A 20,515-nucleotide genomic window follows, 5' to 3' on the forward strand; every position below is an offset into this window, starting at 1 on the left:
GTGCTTTTAAGGTGCCGGAGCTTGTGCGCTTCGCGGCGGCGGCACAGAACGGCCCATCTTCCGAGCGCCTCCCGGAGCTTCCCCATGGCCCCCACCGGCCGGTTCGACTGGCGTGCCTTCTGGGCACTCTGCAAGCCATATTGGACATCCGAGGACCGCTGGAAGGCGTCCGGCCTGCTCGCCGCGGTCATCGTCTTGAACCTCGGACAGGTCTACCTGAACGTTCTGTTCACCGACTGGAACAAGACCTTCTATGACGCGCTCCAAGACAAGAACTGGGACGATTTCGTCGGCGCTCTCGCCTACTTCGCCGTGCTCTCGGCGATCTTCATCGTCGTTGCCGTGGTCACGATCTACCTGCAGCAGCTGCTGCAGATCCGCTGGCGGAGCTGGCTGACCGACAGATACCTGACGGGCTGGCTCGGCAGCCGCAGCTACTATCTGACGCCGCTCGTCGGCGACGGCAACGACAACCCCGACCAGCGCATCGCCGAAGACCTGCGCCAGTTCGTGAGCCTCACCCTGACGCTCTCGCTCGGCCTGCTCTCGGCGATCGTCAGCCTTGCCTCCTTCGCGACCCTGCTCTGGGTCCTGTCGGGGCCGCTGGACTTCACCGCCTTCGGCTTCGAGATCACCGTTCCCGGCTATCTCATGTGGGCCGCAATCCTCTACGCCATGCTCGGCACGTGGCTGATCCATCTGATCGGGCGGCCGCTGATCCGACTGAACTTCATGCAGGAGCGCTACGAAGCCGATTTCCGCTTCGGCATGGCACGCCTGCGCGAATACGCGGAGGCGGTGGCGCTCTCCGCTGGCGAGCCGCGCGAGCATGCCGGACTGATGCAGCGGTTCGGCAATGTCATCCGCAACTACCACGCCCTGATGGTGCGCCAGCTGCAGCTCGGCCTTGCCCGCGTGAGCTACAACCAGGCGGCCGTCATCTTTCCCTTCGCCGTGGTGTCGCCGGCCTATTTCTCCGGCCGGATGCAGCTCGGCGACGTGATGCAGACTGCATCTGCCTTCGATCAGGTGCGGCAGGCCCTGTCCTACATCATCGATTCCTATACCAGCATCGCCGATTGGCGCGCCGTGTGCGACCGGTTGACGGGCTTCCGCCTTGCCGTCGCGGCGGCGGAGGCGCGCATGGCAGAGAGCATGGTGACGCGAGAATCCGAGCCTCGATCCGATCTCACCGTCGAGAGCCTGGATGTCGGCCTGCCCGACGGGCGCGTGCTGTACCAGGCGCGCGATGTACATCTGGCGGCGGGCGAGCGCGTGCTGGTGCGCGGGCCGTCCGGCTCCGGCAAGTCGACCTTGTTCCGTGTGCTCGCCGGCATCTGGCCGTTCGGCCAGGGCAAGGTGCGGCTGCCCCAGACCGAACGCGTGATGTTCCTGCCGCAGCGGCCCTATCTGCCGCTCGGCACGCTGGAGGACGCGCTCTGCTATCCGGACGCGCCGACGGCGTTCGACGATGCGGCCAAGGAGGAAGCGTTGCGCGCGGCCGAACTGGCGCCGCTCGCCGACCGCCTGAAGGAAGAACGCCCCTGGGCGCAGACCTTGTCGCCCGGCGAGCAGCAGCGGCTCGCCCTCGCTCGCGCTTTCCTGCGCCGGCCGGAATGGCTGTTCCTCGACGAGGCGACTTCGGCGCTCGACGAAGCGACGGAGCGACGACTTTACGAGCGCCTGCGCGAGCGGCTGCCGCAGGCCATGATCGCCAGCATCGGGCATCGGCCGACGCTCGCGACCTTCCACCAACGTGCCCTGGAAGTGCATCCGGAAGCGACGCCGCCCCAACTGGTCGCGAGCGCTGTCTAGTTCGATAGCGATCCTGAACTGCGAAGCCCCGCGGGGCACTGGGGCCGCAACGCGGGGCTTCATGAGTGCGGGGAATCCGTCCTGGATCCGCGCGGCCCGACCGGTACCGTCGGGCTATGGGAAATCCGGCTTGGGTCGCCCCAGAGGCCGGCGATGTCGCTTTCAGATTGTCTGGGCCGGGTGGACCAGCCGGTCACCCCTGACCCGGTGGCGTTTCGCCGATGGTCAGCACCTCCTGAAGGAAGTCCAACCGGACCTGCTGCCCGCCGCACCGTGCTTCGATGGAGGAAGCCGCCGGTCGATGGATGTCGCCGCCCCCTTCTGGGACGGCAGCGTTCGCACAGGCCCGCACGAACATCGGAATGCTGTCACAACGCACGCGCCGACGCAATGCCCGAGCGGTGGCAAAGCAAGTGCCGCCCGCTTACAGTCGCACGCAATAACGAGCTTCGGGAGCAACGCCGTGGATCTGAGTCTGACGCCAGAGGACATCGCCTTCCGTGACGAGGTGCGCGCCTTTCTCGACGAGAAACTCACGCCGGACCTGCGGGCATGGGGCCAGCTCACGCGCAGCTTCGTCGGCGATGTCGAGATCGGCAAGCGCTGGCAAAAGATCGTGCACGCCAAGGGCTGGGGCGCACCGGCCTGGCCGGTGGAGCATGGCGGCACCGGCTGGACGGCGATGCAGCGCTACATCTTCGAGCGCGAGAGCGCCGCGGCGCGGGCGCCGAAATTCTTCAACATGGGCATCCGCATGGTCGGCCCGGTGATCATGAAATTTGGCACGCCCGCGCAGAAGGCGCAGTTCCTCCCCGCAACGGTCGGCGCCGAGATCATGTGGTGCCAGGGCTATTCGGAGCCCGGCTCCGGCTCCGACCTCGCTTCGCTGCAGACCCGCGCCGAGCGCGACGGCGATCACTACGTGATCAACGGATCCAAGATCTGGACCACGCTCGCCCACTATGCCGACTGGATGTTCTGCCTGGTCCGCACCAACAGGGACGTCAAGCAACAGGACGGCATCAGCTTCGTATTGATCGACATGAAGACGCCGGGCCTCTCGATCCGGCCGATCATCACGCTCGCCGGCGACCACGAGGTGAACCAGGTCTTCTTCGACAATGTGCGCGTGCCGATCGCCAATCGGGTCGGCGAGGAGAACAAGGGCTGGACCGTCGCCAAGTACCTGCTGGAATTCGAGCGCGGCGGCATCTACAGCCCCAACCCGGCCGAGATCCTGGAAATGGCCGACGAGGCCTGCGACACGCCGGCGCTGACCGCCCGCACGGCGCAGACGCGGATCGCCAACATGGCGCTGGAATACACCGAGAAGCGCGTCTTCTCCTCACTGACCACCGGCGGCAGCACCGGCGCCCTGTCGTCGCTGCTCAAGATCCGCGGTACCGAGCTGACCCAGGCGGCCTCCGAGATCGCCATGGACGCGAACGATCTCTACGCCCTGGTCGACCAGCCGGACGCACTGACGCCGGTCTCCAACGCCGTGCCGCTCGGCCAGGCGGAGCTGGTCACCGCGACCTATCGCCATCTCAACAACCGCGCCGCCTCGATCTATGGCGGCTCCAACGAAATCCAGCGCAACATCATCGCCAAGGCGGTGCTGGGCCTGTGATCTGCAGCGTGGCTGCCGCATTCGAGCCCTCCCGCGACCGAAGGGCGGGGGAGGGTTGGGTGGGGGCGGTCGCCGCAAGGCGGGCCGTGCGCCAAACGGCCGCCGCCCCCACCCCAACCCTCCCCCACGTCGCTTCGCGACGCGAGGGAGGGAGCTGACGATGCATTGGCGCCGGCTGCTCTCGACGCGCCGTTTCGGGCACGGTGACGCGCCGGTACCGCGGCCGGCGCGCAGCGCCTTCCAGAAGGATTGGGACCGGGTCGTCTTCTCCTCCGCCTTCCGCAGGCTGCAGGACAAGACGCAGGTGCATTCGCTGCCCGAGAACGACTACGTCCGCACCCGGCTCACCCATTCGCTGGAAGTCTCCTCGGTCGGCCGCTCGCTCGGCGCCGCGGTCGGCCAGGTGGTGCGCGAACGCGGCGGCGATCTCGGCGACGCCTCGCCTTCGGATGTCGGCGCCGTGGTCGCGGCGGCGGCGGTGGCGCACGATATCGGCAACCCACCCTTCGGCCATTTCGGCGAGGACACGATCCGCCACTGGTTCCGCGCCGACGGCGCGCGCCACCTGACCGAGCTCTCGCCCGTCGAGCGGGCCGATCTCGAAACCTTCGAGGGCAACGCCGAGGGCTTCCGCCTGGTCGCGCGGCTGCAGAACTGGCGCGACGACGGCGGGCTTCGCCTTACCGCCGCCACGCTCGGCAGCATGACCAAGTATCCGTTCGGCGCCGCCCCGGGACGGACGAAGTTCGGCTATTTCGCCGCCGAGGCCGACCTGTTCCGCGCCGTCGCCGAGGAGATCGGCCTCGTGCCGCGCAATGACGGCTGGTGCCGCCACCCGCTCGCCCATCTGGTCGAGGCGGCGGACGATATCTGCTATCGCGTGGTGGACCTGGAAGACGGCTTCAAGCTCGGCCGGCTCGGCTTCGAGGAGACCGAGGCGCTGCTGCTCGCGCTCCTCCCCCAGACGCCGTCGCGCTACGCCTCGGTGGGAGAGGCCTCGCAGAAGATCGCCTATCTGCGCGCCAAGGCGATCGGCCGCCTGATCGATGCCGCCGTCACCGCGTTCTTCGACCATGAAGCGCCAATCATGGCCGGCGCGTTCGGCGGCGACCTACTTGGCCAGACGCGCCACGCCGAGACGTTGAACTCGATGGAGCGACTGGAGACCCAGCGCCTGTTCCAGAGCCGCGAGCGGCTGGAGCTGGAGATCGGCGCCGGCGAGGTGCTGACCACTCTGCTCGCAAGCTTCGTCAGCGCGGTGGAGGAATGGGCGGCTGCCGGATTCCGCGACGACGCACTGTCACCCCGGGCGCGCGCCCTGGTCGGCCTGATGCCGGCGGCGCCGCATACCGGCGCGCGCTACCAGCGCCTGCTCGCGGTGGTCGACTTCATCGCCGGCATGACCGACACCTATGCCGTCACCACCTTCCGCCGCCTCAAAGGGCTGGTGAAGGCCTGAGCCGGCCACGTATCATCACATCTGGAGTTGGGGAGACGCCGATGGCGCTGCATGTCGACTACTACATGACCTTGAACTCACCCTGGACCTATCTCGGCGGCCGGCGTTTCGAGGCGATGCTGGCGAAATACGGCGCCACCGCGACGATCAAGCCGGTCGATTACGGCAAGATCTTCCCGCAATCGGGCGGTCTGCCGCTGCCCAAGCGCGCACCGCAGCGCCAGGCCTATCGGCTGGTCGAGCTCGCGCGCTGGCGCGACTTCACTGGCGAGCCGCTGACCTTGCAGCCGAAATTCTGGCCGGCCAAGGACGAGCTCGCCCGCAACATGGTCATCGCCGCGCGCAGCCAGGGCAACAACGCGATCAAGCTTGCGCATGCGCTGATGCGCGCCGTCTGGGCCGAGGAGAAGGACATCTCCGATCCCGCAACGGTCGACGCCATCGCCCAGGGCTGCGGGCTCGACGGTCACGGCCTCCGACAGGCGGCGGCGGATCCCGCCCATGCTGCCGCCTACGAAGCCGATACGCAGGAGGCGCTGGAACGCGGCGTGTTCGGCGCGCCGTCCTATGTCGTCGATGGCGAGATCTTCTGGGGCCAGGACCGGCTCGATTTCCTCGACCGTCGGCTGGCCAAGGGTTGAAACAGAACGACAAAGAGGAGAGTTAGGGATGGCGCTCGACAAGGAAGCGCAGTGGGTTTTCGACCTGATCAAGCAATCCGGCCGGCCGGCGCTCAACACGCTGTCGCCGACCGAGGCCAAGGCGCTGTTCGAACAGACCGCCGTGGTGCTGGCGCCGCCGCCGGCACCACTACCGAAGGTGGAGGATATCAAGATCCCCGGTCCCGCCGGCGACATCCCCGCCCGCCTCTATGTCGCGAGCGAGGCGAAGGAGCCGCAGCCGGCGCTGGTCTTCTATCACGGCGGCGGCTGGGTGATCGGCGGCCTGAACAGCTACGACGCGCTCTGCCGCGCGCTGGCGAAGAAGGCGAACTGCACCGTCGTCTCGGTCGACTACCGCCTGGCGCCGGAGCACAAATTCCCCGCCGCCTATGACGACAGCCTCGCCGCCTTCCGCTGGGTCGCCGCCAATGCCGCGCAGCTCAACATCGACCCGGCGCGCATCGCGGTCGGCGGTGACAGCGCCGGCGGCAATCTCTCCGCCTGCGTCACCCAGGCCACGCGTGGCGATCAGATCAAGGCCTGCTTCCAGATGCTGATCTATCCCGGCGCCGACATGCGCATGGGCCACAAGAGCCATGTGGAGAATGCCGAGGGCTACATCCTCACGCGCGACCTGATCACCTGGTTCGTGAACCTGTATCTGCGCGACGAGAAGGACAAGTCGGATGTCCGCGCCTCGCCGCTGCTCTGCACCGACTATGCCGGCCTGCCGCCGGCCTTTGTCCTGCTCGCCGGCTACGACCCGCTGCGCGACGAGGGCCGCGACTATGCCGAGCGGCTCAACGCGGCCGGCGTGCCGGTGCGCATCTCGCTCTATCCCGGCATGTATCACGGCTTCTTCAACGCCTCCGGCGCGCTGACCAACTCGAAGCACGCGGTCGAGGAGGCAGCCTCGGCGCTGCGCGTCGCCTTCGGCGGCTTCTGACCGGGCGCGGCGCGGCATGGTCGAGCGCCTCGACCCCGCGCCGCGCCGCTATCCACCGGCCGTCGTTCTGGTGCGACGGGTGGCGCACGGCGCCGCTGTCGCGCCGTCGCCGACCACCATCGAGGCGGTCGAGGCCTGGCTGCTCGGCGAGGCCCTGCGCGAGCGCGACCAGCTTGCCCTGTTCGAGGCCTTGGCCTGGCGCCTCGTCGCCGCCGGCCTGCCGGTGGATCGAGCCAGCCTGCATGTCGGCACCCTGCATCCGCAGGCCTATGGCTTTGCCTGGAACTGGCTTCGGGCCGACGGCATTTGCGATGAAGTCCGGGTGACCGGCGCGTCGCTGCAGACCGACAGCTACCGCCTGAGCCCGCTCTATCGCGTGATCGAGCACGGCGAGACGTTTCGCCGGTCGCCGCAGGACGCCGCCGCCGCGGCCGAATTCCCCTTGCTCGCCGAGCTTGCCCGCGACGGCATGACCGACTACGCCGCGCTGCCGCTCGGTGCCGGCGACCGCATGCACAACGCGATGACGGTCGCCACCCGTCAGGCCGGCGGCTTCAGCGAGGCCGAGTTCGCCGCCATCCGGCGCCTGCTCTCGCTGTTCGCTCTGCATGTCGAGCGTCACATCGCCTGGCGTATCGCCGGCAATGTGCTGGACGCCTATCTCGGCGGTGCGGCCGGGCGCCGGGTGCTGCAGGGCGCGATCGAACGCGGCGCCGGCCGGCCGATCGACGCCGTCATCTGGGTTTCCGATCTCCGCGGCTTCACGGCCCTTTCCGACCGCCTCGCCGGGCCGCAGATGATCCAGCTGCTCAACGCCTATTTCGAGCGCATGGCCGGCGCCGTCATCGCCCAGGGCGGCGAGGTGCTGAAGTTCGTCGGCGACGGCCTGCTCGCCGTTTTCCCGCTGCGCGCGGAGGATCCCTCGGCTCACGCCGCGGAAGCGGCGCTTGCCGCGGCAGAGACGGCACTCGCCCAGGTCGAGGCGTTGAACGCCGCACCGCCGGCACCGCTCGACCGGATCGACGGCTGGCGGCCGCTCGGCTCCGGCATCGCGCTGCACGAAGGCCGGGTCTTCTTCGGCAATATCGGCGCGCCGGAGCGGCTCGACTTCACGGTAATCGGCGCGGCGGTGAACGAGGCAAGCCGGGTCGAGGCGCTGACCAAGCAGCTCGGCCGCCCGATCCTGATCACCGAGCCGGTGGCGCGCCGCCTCACCCGGCCGCTCGACGATCTCGGTCGCCACAGCCTGCGCGGCGTCGCTGCACCGGTCGCGATCTTCAGCCCGTCTCAGCGATGATAGGGATGCCCTGACAGGATCGAGGCGGCGCGCCAAAGCTGCTCGGCCAGCATGGTACGCGCCAGCAGATGCGGCCAGGTCATCGGCCCGAACGAGAGCTTGCGTTCGGCCCTCGCCAGCACCGCGGCATCGAGACCGTCCGGCCCGCCGATCGCGAAGACGAGCTCGCGCACGCCGCTGTCGCGCCAGCGCCCGACCAGCTCCGCGAAGGCTTCGCTCGCCAGCGCCTGGCCCGTGCGGTCCAGCGCGACGAGGGTCGCCTTGGACGGCACTGCCGCGAGCAGCGCGGCGCCCTCCTCCGCCTTCCGTGCGTGGACGCTGCGCTGGCGCGATTCCGTCAGCTCCCTGATCTCCCACGGCCAGGGCAGACGGGCGAGATAGTCGGCCGTCAGGGCCGCGGTGGGCCCCTTGTCGCGGCCGACGGCGAGGAGGCGGAGCTTCAGGCTTCCTCCGCCGGTAGGTCGCCCGACCACATCTTCTCCAGCCGGTAGTACTCGCGCACCTCCGGCCGGAACACGTGCACCACCACGTCGCCGAGATCGATCAGCACCCAGTCGTTCTGCGGCATGCCCTGGCGGCGGATGCCGCGCAGGCCCTCCTTCTCCATGCGCTCGACCAGATGCTCGGCGATGGCGCCGACCTGGCGCTGCGAGCGGCCGGAGGCGACCACCATGAAATCGGCGATCGAGCTCTTGCCTTCGAGGTCGATGACGGCGATCTCCTCCGCCTTGTCGTCCTCCAGGCTCGCCCGCACCTTGGCCAGCAGCTGCTCGACCGCCGCGCGCGAATTCGCCTTCGGCGGCGCCGGCGCCTTGCGCGGCCGCGGGGCGGCCGGCTTCGAAGCAGCGGGCTTGGCGCGGGTCTTGGCGGCCTTGGCCTTCGCTGCTGCCGGCTTCGGCTTGGCGGCCGCCTTGGCGCGGGTCTTCGGTTTCTTGTCGGTCAGGACTTTCTGCTCCTCTTCGGCGTGACGCGACCCTGCTTGCGCAGCGCGGTGGCGGAGGCGGCGTGCAAACGGCTCGGCACGAAAACCCAGGCCGGCGGCGTCATATCGGCCAGCCGGTGCGCCGTACGCGGCGCGATCCGTTGCCGCCGATAGCGTTGCGCCGCCTTGCTTGCCAACGCCTTGAGAGAATAGGAAGGCCGGTCGAACACGGCAATCGGCACCCGCGACATCACCTCCGGCCAACGCCGCCAGCGCGGCAGTTGTTCCAGGATGTCGGCGCCCGCGATCCAGACGAAGGCGATACGAGGAAAGCGCCGCTGCAGCGCCTTCAGCGTGTCGACGGTGAAGCGCGTGCCGAGACGGCGCTCCAGATCGGTGACCCGGACCCGGCGGTCCGGCGCCAGCGCCTGCGCTGCCGCCAATCGCTTGGCGAGCGACGCCATCCCTTTGACCGGCTTCAGGGGATTTTGCGGCGAGACCAGCCACCAGAGCTCGTCGAGGGCAAGGTGCTTGAGCGCCAGCCGGCTGATATGAACGTGCCCTTCATGGGCGGGATTGAACGACCCGCCCAGCAAGCCCACGCGCCGCTTACGCATTCAAGATTTCCCCCTCTCCCGTATTGCGGGAGGCACGCCGGTCCGGGCGTTGGCTTACGGCCGCACCTGGCCGTTGCCCCGCACGACATATTTGAAGCTGGTCAGCTGCTCGACCCCGACCGGCCCGCGCGCATGCAGCCGGCCGGTGGAAATGCCGATCTCAGCCCCCATGCCGAACTCGCCGCCATCGGCGAACTGCGTCGATGCGTTGTGCAGCACGATCGCGCTGTCGACGCGGGCGAGGAAGGCCTCGGCGGCGGCCTTGTCCTCGGTCAGAATGGAATCGGTATGGCTGGAGCCGTGCCGCGCGATATGAGCGATCGCCTCGTCGAGGCCCGGCACCACGCGCACGGCGAGAATTGCGTCGAGGAATTCGGTCGCCCAGTCGGCCTCGGTCGCCGGCTTCACGCGGCTGTCGAGCGCCTGGGTCGCCTTGTCGCCGCGCAGCTCGCAGCCGGCCGCCAGCAGATCGGCGACGATCGGCTTCAGATGCGTCTCGACCACCGCGGCATCGCAGAGCAAAGTCTCCGCCGCGCCGCAGACTGAAGTGCGCCGCATCTTGGCGTTCAGCACGATCTTGCGCGCCTCGCCCAAATCGGCACCGGCATGCACGTAGACGTGACAATTGCCATCGAGATGCGCCAGCACGGCCATGCGCGCCTCGCGCTGCACCCGCTCGATCAGCGACTTGCCGCCGCGCGGCACGATCACGTCGATCCACTGCGCCATCGCCAGCATGTGGCCGACCGCAGCACGGTCGGTCGTGGGCACGAGCTGGATCGCCGCCCCCGGCAGGCCGGCCGCCTTCAGGCCCTTGACCAGGCAGGTATGGATGGCGCGCGAGGAATGGAAGCTCTCCGACCCGCCGCGCAGGATGCAGGCATTGCCCGCCTTGAGGCAGAGACCGCCGGCATCGGCGGTCACGTTCGGCCGGCTCTCGTAGATGATGCCGATCACGCCGAGCGGCGTGCGCACGCGCGAGATGCGGAGGCCGTTCGGCCGGGTCCACTCGGCCATCACTGCGCCGACCGGATCGGCCAGGCGCGCGACTTCCTCCAGCCCGGCGGCCATGCCCTCGATGCGCTTGGCGTCCAGCACCAGCCGGTCGACCATCGACGCGGCGATGCTGCGTGCCTTGGCGGCCTCCAGGTCGCGGGCATTCGCGGCCAGCAAGGCCGGGGTATCCGAACGAAGCGCCGCCGCGGCCGCCAGCAGGGCCCGGTTCTTCGCCGCCGCCGGCGCATGCGCGAGCTCGCCCGCGGCGGCACGGGCGGCACGGCCCATCGCCTCCATGGTCTCGGCCAGATCGTCCCGCGTCTGGGTAGCGGTAGCGCTCATCGTCGTCAGCCTGTGGATCGGTCACGGCCCGGGGGTACCCCGTGGCGGGCAGAGACTAGGCGCGCCGGCGCCCCGGCGGCAATAGCGCCGTCCCGGCAGCCTTTACCATCGCACAACCGACCATTTGCCGTTGCGCCGCACCCAATAACGGCCGGTTTCCATCGGATGATCGGGCATGGCGTCGCTATGCAGCTCGATCGGCGCCCGTCCGCCCTCCGCCGTGACCACCAGGAGACGATTGCCCAGATGGCGCTCGACCGTGAGCTTCTCCGGGAGCGGCGTCAGCCGCCCCGCCTTCAGCATCTCCACCATTTCGGCCCGCGCTTCCGGCGGCATCGGGCCAGCGACCTGGGTCATGTCGTCGACCGCAGCCTGGCTCAAGGCCAGGATCGCATCCACGTCCTGATCTGCATGTGCCCTGTGCAGCGCCGCCACCGCGGCGAGCAGCTCGCTGTCGGAGCCCGCGACGGCTTCCGCGTCGCGCCACGACCAGCTCGGCAGCCCTTCCAGCGGAACCTTGTGGCTGACGCTGCCTCTGCCGCCGATCGTGTGCTCGAACAGCGGCGGGTCGCCCGGCTCCTCGGTCAGCACCACCTTCGTCGACGCGCCGGCCTGGCCGGCGACCGGCTCCGCCTCCACCGCCACGTCGTTATCGCCGTTCTCGGCCCAGAAGCCGATGTTGAAAGCATTGGTCGCGGGCGCGTCGAAAGGCGGCCTGGAGGCAAAGCGATGCACCGGCACCCCGTTGATGCGCACCGTGCCCTGCGACCTGTCGTGGATGACGTTGAGGGTGACGCCCTGGCCGGCCGCGGGAAAGCTTGCCATCCCGACAGACGCCAGAGCGGACAGAAAAGCGATGACGAAACCGAGGCGCATGGCCCCCTGCGCACCGCAACGATTGCGGCGGCGGAAATCATAGAGCGAATCCAGGCGCGGCGCGAGCGACGTCCCGTTCAGGCGGCAAATGTCCGCACCAGCAGATCGACGAAGCGCGCCGGGTCGGAATCGAAGGCCACGTCGCATTGCGGCAGGCCGGACCCACGGAATTGCGTGTCGATCACCGTGCGGCCGACCGTGAGCGCACCGGCCGTCTCCACCGCGACATGCAGCTTGCGGGTGGCGATCACCGGGGGCTCGACCAGATAGGCGACGCAGACCGCGTCGTGCACCGGCGTGGTGCCGGGCGTCGCCATCTGCTGCGCAGCATCGTGGGCGACGATGCGGTGGCCGATACACTCTGCCGCCGCCTCGCCCGCCGGGGTGCCGAGCCCGCGCAGACGGTCGCAATCCGCCCGCGACACCAGAGCGCGGTGCGTGGCGTCGAGCGGCACCAATGTGATCTTCCGGAAGCCGGCGCCGAACACGATCGCGGCGGCCTCCGGATCGGCCCAGATGTTGAACTCGGCCGAGGGCGTGACATTGCCGATCGCGTGCCCGCCGCCCATGATCACCACCTCGGGCACGCGCTCGGTGAGCTTCGGATCGAGCGTCAGCGCGGCGGCGATATTGGTCAGCGGCGCGACCGGCACCAGGGTGATCTCGTCGGTCGCCTGCCGGTAGGTCTCGATCAGGAATTCGACCGCGCCCTGCGCCGCCTTCGCCCGGGCGGTAGGCGGCAGCGGCAAGGTCTTGCCGTGGAACTTGCCGGCTCGGTCATCCACAGTCCGGGGAACCGGAAAGTCCGGCCGCACCAGCGGACGCGCCAGGCCCTCATAGACCGGCACGTCGCGCCGGCCGATATGGTCCAGCACGCGGAGCGTGTTGTCGGTGCCGTGCGCCACCTCGACATTGCCGTTCACCGTGGTGCAGGCGACGAGGTCGAGCGCCGGATGCAGCGCGGCCAGCATGACCGCCACCGCATCGTCGGTGCCGGTATCGACGTCGAGGATCAGCTTGCGTTTCGCCATCCGCCCGAAGCTAGCGCATGGGAAAGCGCGGGGCGAACGCTTCCGGCGCCAGCGCCAGCCCGTTCGCGACGAACGAGACCATGTGGTAGAGGCCGGTCAGGACGATGAGCTCGATCAGCTGTTCCGATGTGAACCGCGCATCCAGCTCCGCCCAGAGCGGCGCCGGTATCCGGGCGGTGTCGTGCAGGCTGTCGACCAGGCGCAGGATCAGGCGTTCGTCATCCGACCATGCCGGGCTCTCCGGCGTTTCGTGCACGATCGCATGCCGTTCCGCCTCGCCGAGGCCGACGCGCTCGCCGAACAGCGCGACATGCACGCCCCATTCGTATTCGCAGCCGCACAGCGCGCAGGCACGGTCGATCACCAGCTCGCGCTGGCGGAGCGAGAGCGTGCCCTTGTCCAGCAATCCACCGCTCATGAAGCGGCCGAACACCCGTGGGTTGCGGGCGAGGGTCGTGAACAAGGTCAGCGGCGCCATGCCCTCGGGCATGATGCGGTCGAGCGCCGACTGGATGTCGGCAGCGAAGGGCGGAACCGCCGGCGCGATGCGGGACGAAGCCATGGTGGAATTCCCTCGAGAACCTTGCTATGGAATTCATAGCATCGACGCCGGGTCTTCGCTACTGTTTTGATAGCACACGGATTGGAATGCCCTCCGCCGCCTCTACACCTCGTCCGGGCCGGCCGGCCCGCGGCTCGCGCACCGGCCGCCCCGTCATGGCGCTGCTGGACTTACTTGGCCGGCGCTGGGCGCTGCGCGTGGTCTGGGAGCTGCGCACCGGCCCGCTCGTCTTCCGTGCCCTGCAGGCGGCCTGCGGATCGAGCCCGAGCGTGCTCAATACCCGGCTCGCCGAGCTCCGCGAAGCCGGTGTCGTCGAGCTTGCCGACGATGGCTACCGGCTGAGCGACGAAGGCCATCGGCTGCTCGAAACACTGCACCCGCTGGCCAGCTGGGCCGAGCGCTGGGCCAAGCGGTCATGAAGACGCTGGTGATCTGCTCCGGCGGGCTCGATTCCGTCACGCTCGCCTACAAGACGGCGGTCGAGCGCCGGCTCACCCGCCTCGTCACCTTCGATTACGGCCAGACGCATCGGAAGGAGATCGGCTTCGCCGCCAACGCAGCCAAGGCGCTCGGCGTGCGCCACGACGTGGTCGACATCGCGACGCTCGGCCGCTTCCTCTCCGGCTCGGCGCTGACCGATCCGGACGCGGTCGCCATACCGGACGGCCACTATGCCGAGGAGAGCATGCGGCTCACCGTGGTGCCGAACCGCAACGCGATCTTCCTCGCCATCGCCTTCGGCATCGCCGCCGCGGAGGAGGCGGAGGCGGTCGGCATCGCGGTGCATGGCGGCGACCACTTCATCTATCCCGATTGCCGGCCGCCTTTCATCGACGCGTTCCGCGCCATGCAGGCTCAGGCGCTGGACGGCATGTGGCAGGTCGGGCTTTGGGCGCCGTTCCTGGGCGTCGACAAGGGCGGCATCGTCACCGAGGGCGCGCGCCACGGCGTGCCCTTCGCCGCGACCTGGAGCTGCTACAAGGGTGGCGCCCGCCATTGCGGCCGCTGCGGCACCTGCGTCGAGCGCCGCGAGGCCTTCCACAAGGCGGGCGTCGCCGACCCGACCGAGTACGACGATCCCGATTTCTGGCAGGCCGCCGTGGCGAAGATGGGTTCTTAAGCCGGCGCGAGGCCGAGCCGCGCGTCGCGGTCGCGCAGCCAGCGGATCGCCGGCAGCGCCAGCAGCACCATCCAGGCCTTGCCCACCACCTGGCCCGGGAGATAGTCGAGGCTGCCGAAGGCGAGCCAGAGGAAGACCACGCTGTCGACCACCAGGCCGACCAGGCCGCTTGCCAGCACCGCCAGCACCAGCCGCCGCGCCGCGAGCGGCGTGTAGACCGCGAAGTCGGCCAGCTCCGACAGCAGGAAGGCGGCGGCCGAGGCATAGACCAGCGCCGGCGGCGCGACGAGGCCGGAGAGCACGGCGCCGATCACGATAGCGGCCAGCGCGGCCAGCTTGCCGAGCCGGCGCTGCACCAGGTCGCGCAGGACCAGCGCGAGACCGATCATCAAGACGCCGCTCGGCGCGGCGAGACCCGGCGCGACCGGGATCAGGCAGGGACCCTGCGGCACGCAGACGGTACCGACATGGCCGATCAGCCAGTTGGCGGCCGGGATGCAGGCGATGAAGCCCGCGAGGTACAGGGCGCCTTCGCGGCGCGCTTGGTTCAACATCGAACTCGCTCTCTCAATGCAGGGTGCGGGAGAAGCTGGCGCGGAGCGTCTCGGCGGCTTCGCGGAGGCCCGGCAGGTGGGGATGCACGCGGAGCGCCGCGTCGAAGGCAATCAGGGCGCCGGCCCGCTCGCCATGGCGCAGGCAGATCTGGCCGAGGCCGGAGAGCGCGCCGAAATGCCGGGGCTCCAGCGCCAAGGTGCGCTCGATATCGGCGATGCTGTCGCCGTCCCGGTCCTGCAGGAAGCGCAAGGTCGCCCGCTTGTTCCAGGCCTCCGCGAAATCCGGCCAGCCGATGACCAGCCGGTCGAGCAGGCGCTCCGCCGCGGCATATTGCTTGCTCGCCAGCGCGCGCACCGAGCGCTCGATCGCCTCGGCCGCCGCGGCCTCCGGATGGCTCGTCCAATGCGCCCAGATCAGGTCCTCGGTGCGGGCGATCTCCTTCTGCTCGCCGGCCGTCGCCAGCCGGCGGAACAGCGCGTCGAGCGGCTGCGGCATGCTGGCGGCCGGGTGGGCGCGGTCGAGATGCGAGACCTGGCGCAGGACTTGGGCGAACATGGTCGCTAGTCTACCCCGAGATGGGTCGGAACAAGAAACATCGGAGGAAACGTGGCCGAGAAGGTTCCTGGGGAAATCGACAAGATCGCCGCCTATTTGCGCACCTTGCCGTCCTACAGTTCGATGACGGTGGAGGAATGCCGCGCCGCCTATGACAAGGCGGAGCTGGCCTATCCGCTGCCGCCGGACATCCGGAGCGAGCCGCTCGCCGGCCAGCCGGGCGAGCGGCTGACGCCGCCGGAGGCGCGCAAGGACGCGGCGATCCTCTACCTGCATGGCGGCGGCTATGCCATCGGCAGCACCAGGTCGCACCGCCACATGGCCGCCGATATCGGCCGCGCCGCGGGCCTGAGCGTGAGCCTGCCGGACTATCGCCTGGCGCCGGAGCACCCGCATCCGGCGGCGGTGGACGACGCGCTCAAGGCCTACGGCGCGCTGCTGCAATCCGGCATCGCCGCGAACCGCATCGTGATCGGCGGCGACAGCGCGGGCGGTGGCCTTACCGTCGCGACCATGCTGGCGGCGCGCAACCAGGGTCTGCCGCTGCCGGCGGCGGGCGTGCTGCTCTCGCCCTGGCTCGACCTCGCCGGCACCGGCGCCTCGCTCGAAAGCCTGAAGGCGCGCGACCCGCTGGTGACGGCGGAGGACCTGCACCGCTGGGGCAAGGCCTATGCCGGCACCCGCGACATCCGCGACCCGCTGATCTCGCCGCTCTATGCCGATCTCAAGGGTCTGCCGCCGCTGCTCATCCAGGTCGGCGGCGACGAGGTGCTGCTCGACGATTCGCTCCGCTTCGCCCGCGCCGCGATCGGCGCCGGCGTCGAGGCGCATCTCGAAGTCTGGCCGCGCATGATCCATGTCTGGCCGTGGTTCGCCCGCCGCCTGACCGCAGGGCGCCAGGCGATCGAGCGCATCGGCCAGTACATACGGGCCAAGACGGCCTGAGCTAGAGGACAGCCAGGTCATCGCGGTGGATCATCTCGTCGCGGCCGCGATGGCCGAGGATCTCCTCGATGCGGCTCGAGCGCGCCCCCATGATGCGGCGCGCCTCCGCCGCGCCGTAGGCGACCAGGCCGCGGGCGATCTCGCGGCCGTCCGGCGCACGCACCGAGACGGCATCGCCGCGCTCGAAGCTGCCTTCCACGCCGGTCACGCCGGCCGGCAGCAAGGAGCGCCCCTGGCCCAGCGCCTTCACCGCGCCCTCGTCGACGAGCAGCGCGCCGGCCGGCTTCAGGCTGCCGGCGATCCACTGCTTGCGCGCGGTCAAGGGCGAGGCCTTGGGCACGAACCAGGTGCAGCGCGCGCCGGTGCGGATCGCCTCGATCGGCCTGACCACCTCACCCTTGGCGATCGCCATGCGGCAGCCGGCGCGGAGCGCGATCGACGCCGCGGCGAGCTTGGTCACCATGCCGCCGCGGCCGAGGCCTGAGCGCGAGCCGCCGGCCATCGCCTCGATCGCCGGGGTGATCTCCGACAGTTCCGGGATGAACTCGGCCTGCGGATCGGTGCCGGGATCGGCGGTGTAGAGCCCGTCGATATCGGAGAGCAGCACCAGGCAATCGGCGGAGATCATCTCGGCGACGCGCGCCGCGAGACGGTCGTTGTCGCCGAAGCGGATCTCGGTGGTGGCCGTGGTGTCGTTCTCGTTGATCACCGGCACGGCGCCGAGCGCCAGCAGGGTCGCCAGCGTCGAGCGCGCGTTGAGGTAGTTGCGGCGCTGCTCGGTGTCGCCGAGCGTCAGCAGCACCTGCGCCACCGTGATGCCGTGCGGCCCCAGCGCCTCCTGCCAGGCATGGGCGAGGCGGATCTGGCCGACCGCGGCGGCGGCCTGGCTCTCCTCCAGCTTCAGGTCGCCGGCCGGCAGTTTCAGCTGGCGCCGGCCGAGCGCGATGGCGCCCGACGACACCAGCACCACGTCCTGGCCGCGCGCGCGTGCTTCGGCGATATCGGCGCAGATGCCAGCGAGCCAGGCCCGCTTGGGCTCACCGGTCGCCTGGTCGACCAGCAGTGCGGAGCCGATTTTGACGACGAGGCGGCGTGCGCTGTCGATGCGCTGAGCGGTCACGGCTGCCAGTGCGGCGAGACGTCCACCGCCTCCTCTTCATGCTCGACCGCGTCGCTGCGCTGCTTCGCGCGCTCGGTCCGCACCGCCTTGAACAGCGCGCGCAGCACCGGCTCGACGTTCTGCCGGCTCGCCGCCGAGAGCGCGAGCACCGGCTTGCGGATCGCCTTGGCGAGTGCGGCGCGCTTCGCCTCCGCCTCTTCCGCCGGGAGCGCGTCGATCTTGTTCAGCGCGACGATCTCCTTCTTGCGGGCGAGGCCGCGGCCATAGCCGCGCAGCTCGTCGCGGATGGTGCGGTAGGCGGCCTTGGGGTCTTCCAGCGTGGCGTCGATCAGGTGCAGCAGCACGCTGCAGCGCTCGACATGGCCGAGGAACTTGTCGCCGAGCCCGGCACCCTCATGCGCGCCCTCGATCAGGCCGGGAATGTCGGCCAGCACGAACTCCGCTTCGTCGACCCGCACCACGCCGAGCTGCGGCTTCAAGGTGGTGAAGGGATAGTCGGCGATCTTCGGCTTGGCCGAGGTCACCGCGGCGAGGAAGGTGGACTTGCCGGCGTTGGGGAGGCCGACGAGGCCGGCATCGGCGATCAGCTTCAGCTTGAGCCAGATCCAACGCTCCTCGCCGGGCCAGCCCGGCTCGGCCCGGCGCGGCGCGCGGTTGGTGGAGGACTTGAACTGCGCGTTGCCGCGCCCGCCATCGCCGCCCTTGGCCAGCAGCACGCGCTGGCCGACTTGCGTCATGTCGGCGATCAGGGTCTCGGCATCCTCCTCGAAGATCTGGGTGCCGGCCGGCACGCGCAGCACCACGTCGTCGGAGGCGGCGCCGGAGCGGTTGCGACCCATGCCGTGGCCGCCGCGCGAGGCCTTGAAATGCTGCTGGTAGCGGTAGTCGATCAGCGTGTTCAGCCCGTCGACGCATTCGGCGAAGACGCTGCCGCCGCGCCCGCCATCGCCGCCATCGGGGCCGCCGAACTCGATGAACTTCTCGCGCCGGAACGACACCGCGCCGGCGCCGCCATGCCCGGAGGAGAGATAGACCTTGGCGCTGTCGAGGAACTTCATCGTCGTGTGTCGCAGTGCGAGGCGTTCAGGAGTGATGGGGTGCCAGAAAAGCAGAAGGGGAATGGTGGTCCATTCCCCTTCGGCCGAAGCGTTCGAATGTGATCGAGCGCGCTACTCGGCCGCCTCCGCGACCGGGCCAGGAGCGCTCATTGGCTCGATGGAAACGTACATGCGGCCCTTCAGGCCCTGGTGGAACTTCACCTTGCCGGTGGCGGTGGCGAACAAGGTGTGGTCCTTGCCGACGCCGACATGCTTGCCCGGATGGAACTTGGTGCCGCGCTGGCGCACCAGGATGTTGCCGGCCAGCACTTCCTGCCCGCCATAGCGCTTCACGCCGAGGCGCCGGCCCGCCGAATCGCGCCCGTTGCGCGAGGAGCCGCCCGCTTTCTTGTGAGCCATCTGTCGCTACTCCTCAGCCCGCCGCGATGCCGGTGATCTTCAGCACCGTCAGATCCTGGCGATGGCCGTTCTTGCGGCGCGAGTTCTGCCGGCGCCGCTTCTTGAACACGATGATCTTCGGCCCGCGGGCTTGGCTGACGATCTCGGCCTCGACCGAGGCGCCGCTGACCGCCGCGCCGGCCTTGATGCCGCTTTCGTCGCCGACCGCGAGGACCGCGCCCAATGTGACCTTGGCGCCGGCCTCGCCCTCGAGGCGCTCGACCGTCACGAGATCGTCCTTGGCGACGCGGTACTGCTTGCCGCCGGTCTTCACCACCGCATACATGGGATCCTGCCTGCCGCGCAGGGCGCGGCGCTCAAATCGAAGGCGCGGAATATAGCCAGGGGCGACCCTCTGTCAACGAGAGGTTGGGCCCCGGGACCGGCTGGGCGGCGCATCTGTTCCCCCATCCAGCCCTCCCCGTGGCGAGGCCATGGGGAGGGCTGGGCTGGAGCCCCCGTCCCGCCGGCCGGCGGCATACCTGTTCCGCGGCGTATCTGTTCCGCGGCGTATCTGTTCCGCGGCGTATCTGTTCCGCGGCGTATCTGTTCCGCGGCGTATCTGTTCCGCGGCGTATCTGTTCCGCGGCGTATCTGTTCCGCACAGGCTCCCTTGGGGCCTCCGGACAAAGCCTCCGCGCATGCGACGAACGGTAAATCCGTCACGCTATGTCCTCTACATACGAAAACACATGAAATCATAGTTGTTTTTGCGTGAAAAGTCAAATCCATTCATGCGAACGGCTGCATGAAGCCCGGTACAGGCCGGCCCTGAGAGATGAGGTAGCGGGCCATGGCGCCGGCGACGCGGGCCACCGCCGGCCGCTCCGTCATGCGGGCCCGCCAGGCGATCAGCCGCGGCGCGGTGCGCGGCATCGGCGCGCCCATCCGGTCGGCGAAGATCTGCGCCATGTAGAAGGCGATGTCGGCATAGGTGTAGGGACCGGCGAGCCAGTCGCGGTTGCCCAGCGCCGCCTCGATCTCGGCGTAGTAGCCGGCGCAGGCCTCGCGCGCCGCCACGGCCGCCGGATCGTCCGGGGTCTGCTGGAGGCCCATGAGGCGGATCACCGGCGGGAAGAACACCTCGTCGGATTTGAGCTCGAGGAGGCGGGCGCGGGCACGGTCCTTCGGCTCGCGCGGCCAGAGCGGCGGCTCCGGCGCGATGTCCTCCAGGTATTCGAAGATCTGCGTCGAATCGAAGATCTCGAGCCCGTCATGCAGCAGCACCGGCACCTGCGCCTTGGGGTTGATGCGGGCGACCTCCGGATGCTTCGGCTGGTACAGCGTCTTCATCGCGAAGGGCACCATCTGCACCTGGGCCGCGATGCCCTTCTCCAGCAGCGCAATCTCGGCCTTCATGCCGAACATGCTGAGCGGGCCGGAATAGAGGCGAATCACGGTGGTTGGTGAAACTGCAGCGCTCATGGGCTCACCTCGAAAATGCGATGAGAACATATCCGGAACATACATTGCGCGCCAGTGACGATGCAAGCGCGACGCGGCAAAGGTCGGCACCGCCAGCCCGCTGCTATTCCGGACCGCGGCATTCGCACAGGAAAGCGCACCGCA

The 20,515-nt window shown here is 69.4% G+C and carries 23 protein-coding genes; 9 read left to right on the forward strand and 14 right to left on the reverse strand.

Features of this window, described 5'->3' with window-relative positions; genetic code table 11:
• Nucleotides 1-84 precede the first annotated feature (84 nt).
• The 6 genes from DT074_RS12605 (at nt 85) to DT074_RS12630 (ending at nt 7,809) form a co-directional block, all read left to right on the forward strand.
• Nucleotides 85-1,815 carry an ABC transporter ATP-binding protein/permease gene (locus DT074_RS12605; protein WP_119420211.1) on the forward strand — a complete coding sequence of 577 codons (1,731 nt, stop codon included), beginning with the start codon at nt 85-87 and terminating at the stop codon, nt 1,813-1,815.
• Between the two features lie 463 nt (nt 1,816-2,278).
• The gene (locus DT074_RS12610; protein WP_119420212.1) at nt 2,279-3,445 is read left to right on the forward strand and encodes an acyl-CoA dehydrogenase family protein; all 1,167 of its coding nucleotides are present in this window, start codon (nt 2,279-2,281) and stop codon (nt 3,443-3,445) included.
• Nucleotides 3,446-3,605: 160 nt separating this feature from the next.
• Nucleotides 3,606-4,904, forward strand: coding sequence for a deoxyguanosinetriphosphate triphosphohydrolase (locus DT074_RS12615; protein WP_162914861.1), 1,299 nt, complete (start codon nt 3,606-3,608; stop codon nt 4,902-4,904).
• Between the two features lie 41 nt (nt 4,905-4,945).
• Nucleotides 4,946-5,545: a 2-hydroxychromene-2-carboxylate isomerase gene (locus tag DT074_RS12620; protein ID WP_119420214.1), complete on the forward strand. Its 600-nt coding sequence runs from the start codon at nt 4,946-4,948 to the stop codon at nt 5,543-5,545.
• A gap of 28 nt (nt 5,546-5,573) precedes the next feature.
• Nucleotides 5,574-6,512 carry a LipP1 family hormone-sensitive lipase gene (gene lipP1 / locus DT074_RS12625; protein WP_162914862.1) on the forward strand — a complete coding sequence of 313 codons (939 nt, stop codon included), beginning with the start codon at nt 5,574-5,576 and terminating at the stop codon, nt 6,510-6,512.
• 16 nt (nt 6,513-6,528) lie between these two features.
• Nucleotides 6,529-7,809 carry an adenylate/guanylate cyclase domain-containing protein gene (locus DT074_RS12630; RefSeq protein WP_119420216.1) on the forward strand — a complete coding sequence of 427 codons (1,281 nt, stop codon included), beginning with the start codon at nt 6,529-6,531 and terminating at the stop codon, nt 7,807-7,809.
• Here the strand turns inward: DT074_RS12630 and rlmH are convergent.
• The 7 genes from rlmH to DT074_RS12665 all read right to left on the reverse strand — a co-directional run bounded on the left by rlmH (nt 7,800) and on the right by DT074_RS12665 (nt 13,155).
• Complete coding sequence (gene rlmH / locus DT074_RS12635) at nt 7,800-8,282, reverse strand: 23S rRNA (pseudouridine(1915)-N(3))-methyltransferase RlmH (protein ID WP_368744636.1); 483 nt, start codon at nt 8,280-8,282, stop codon at nt 7,800-7,802. The two genes, DT074_RS12630 and rlmH, sit on opposite strands and share 10 nt — an antisense overlap.
• Nucleotides 8,249-8,563, reverse strand: coding sequence for a ribosome silencing factor (gene rsfS, locus DT074_RS28515; RefSeq protein WP_368744637.1), 315 nt, complete (start codon nt 8,561-8,563; stop codon nt 8,249-8,251). The genes rlmH and rsfS overlap by 34 nt, the downstream gene beginning before the upstream one ends.
• Nucleotides 8,564-8,748: 185 nt before the next feature.
• Complete coding sequence (locus tag DT074_RS12645) at nt 8,749-9,348, reverse strand: nicotinate-nucleotide adenylyltransferase (protein WP_119420217.1); 600 nt, start codon at nt 9,346-9,348, stop codon at nt 8,749-8,751.
• A 54-nt stretch (nt 9,349-9,402) separates the two neighbouring features.
• A complete protein-coding gene (locus DT074_RS12650) occupies nt 9,403-10,686 on the reverse strand; it encodes a glutamate-5-semialdehyde dehydrogenase (protein WP_119420218.1) in 1,284 nt (427 codons plus the stop codon).
• Nucleotides 10,687-10,788: 102 nt separating this feature from the next.
• Nucleotides 10,789-11,511 (reverse strand): hypothetical protein, encoded by a 723-nt coding sequence (locus DT074_RS12655; protein ID WP_162914863.1) that lies wholly within the window; start codon nt 11,509-11,511, stop codon nt 10,789-10,791.
• Nucleotides 11,512-11,639: 128 nt separating this feature from the next.
• A complete protein-coding gene (locus DT074_RS12660; protein WP_119420220.1) occupies nt 11,640-12,593 on the reverse strand; it encodes a nucleoside hydrolase in 954 nt (317 codons plus the stop codon).
• Nucleotides 12,594-12,603: 10 nt separating this feature from the next.
• Nucleotides 12,604-13,155: a carboxymuconolactone decarboxylase family protein gene (locus tag DT074_RS12665; RefSeq protein WP_119420221.1), complete on the reverse strand. Its 552-nt coding sequence runs from the start codon at nt 13,153-13,155 to the stop codon at nt 12,604-12,606.
• Between the two features lie 86 nt (nt 13,156-13,241).
• Between DT074_RS12665 and DT074_RS12670 the strand changes: the two genes are divergently transcribed.
• Together DT074_RS12670 and queC are read left to right on the forward strand one after the other, a co-directional pair.
• Complete coding sequence (locus DT074_RS12670; protein WP_119420222.1) at nt 13,242-13,574, forward strand: winged helix-turn-helix transcriptional regulator; 333 nt, start codon at nt 13,242-13,244, stop codon at nt 13,572-13,574.
• Nucleotides 13,571-14,275, forward strand: coding sequence for a 7-cyano-7-deazaguanine synthase QueC (queC, locus tag DT074_RS12675; protein WP_119420223.1), 705 nt, complete (start codon nt 13,571-13,573; stop codon nt 14,273-14,275). Before DT074_RS12670 ends, queC begins: the two co-directional genes overlap by 4 nt.
• Here queC and DT074_RS12680 read toward each other — a convergent pair.
• Both DT074_RS12680 and DT074_RS12685 read right to left on the reverse strand, forming a co-directional pair.
• Entirely contained in the window at nt 14,272-14,829 is a 558-nt protein-coding gene (locus tag DT074_RS12680; protein ID WP_119420224.1) for a VUT family protein, read from the reverse strand. The genes queC and DT074_RS12680 overlap by 4 nt on opposite strands.
• A 13-nt stretch (nt 14,830-14,842) precedes the next feature.
• Entirely contained in the window at nt 14,843-15,385 is a 543-nt protein-coding gene (locus tag DT074_RS12685; protein WP_119420225.1) for a tetratricopeptide repeat protein, read from the reverse strand.
• A gap of 51 nt (nt 15,386-15,436) precedes the next feature.
• Here DT074_RS12685 and DT074_RS12690 point away from each other — a divergent pair, with 51 nt between their 5' ends.
• On the forward strand, nt 15,437-16,330 hold the full coding sequence (locus tag DT074_RS12690) for an alpha/beta hydrolase (protein ID WP_368744639.1): 894 nt from the start codon (nt 15,437-15,439) through the stop codon (nt 16,328-16,330).
• A 1-nt stretch (nt 16,331) separates the two neighbouring features.
• Here the strand turns inward: DT074_RS12690 and proB are convergent, their stop codons facing one another.
• The 5 genes from proB to DT074_RS12715 form a co-directional block, all read right to left on the reverse strand.
• The gene (gene proB / locus DT074_RS12695) at nt 16,332-17,450 is read right to left on the reverse strand and encodes a glutamate 5-kinase (RefSeq protein WP_119420226.1); all 1,119 of its coding nucleotides are present in this window, start codon (nt 17,448-17,450) and stop codon (nt 16,332-16,334) included.
• Nucleotides 17,447-18,508: a GTPase ObgE gene (obgE, locus tag DT074_RS12700; protein ID WP_119420227.1), complete on the reverse strand. Its 1,062-nt coding sequence runs from the start codon at nt 18,506-18,508 to the stop codon at nt 17,447-17,449. The genes proB and obgE overlap by 4 nt, the downstream gene beginning before the upstream one ends.
• A gap of 111 nt (nt 18,509-18,619) precedes the next feature.
• Nucleotides 18,620-18,907: a 50S ribosomal protein L27 gene (rpmA, locus tag DT074_RS12705; RefSeq protein ID WP_119420228.1), complete on the reverse strand. Its 288-nt coding sequence runs from the start codon at nt 18,905-18,907 to the stop codon at nt 18,620-18,622.
• Between the two features lie 13 nt (nt 18,908-18,920).
• Nucleotides 18,921-19,232, reverse strand: a complete 312-nt coding sequence (gene rplU / locus DT074_RS12710) for a 50S ribosomal protein L21 (protein WP_119420229.1) — start codon at nt 19,230-19,232, stop codon at nt 18,921-18,923.
• A gap of 446 nt (nt 19,233-19,678) precedes the next feature.
• Nucleotides 19,679-20,371 (reverse strand): glutathione S-transferase family protein, encoded by a 693-nt coding sequence (locus tag DT074_RS12715; RefSeq protein ID WP_119420230.1) that lies wholly within the window; start codon nt 20,369-20,371, stop codon nt 19,679-19,681.
• Nucleotides 20,372-20,515 lie beyond the last annotated feature (144 nt).

Origin of the sequence: Desertibaculum subflavum (genome assembly GCA_003576705.1) — a bacterium.
In the GTDB taxonomy this organism is placed as follows: Bacteria; Pseudomonadota; Alphaproteobacteria; order Ferrovibrionales; family Ferrovibrionaceae; genus Desertibaculum; species Desertibaculum subflavum.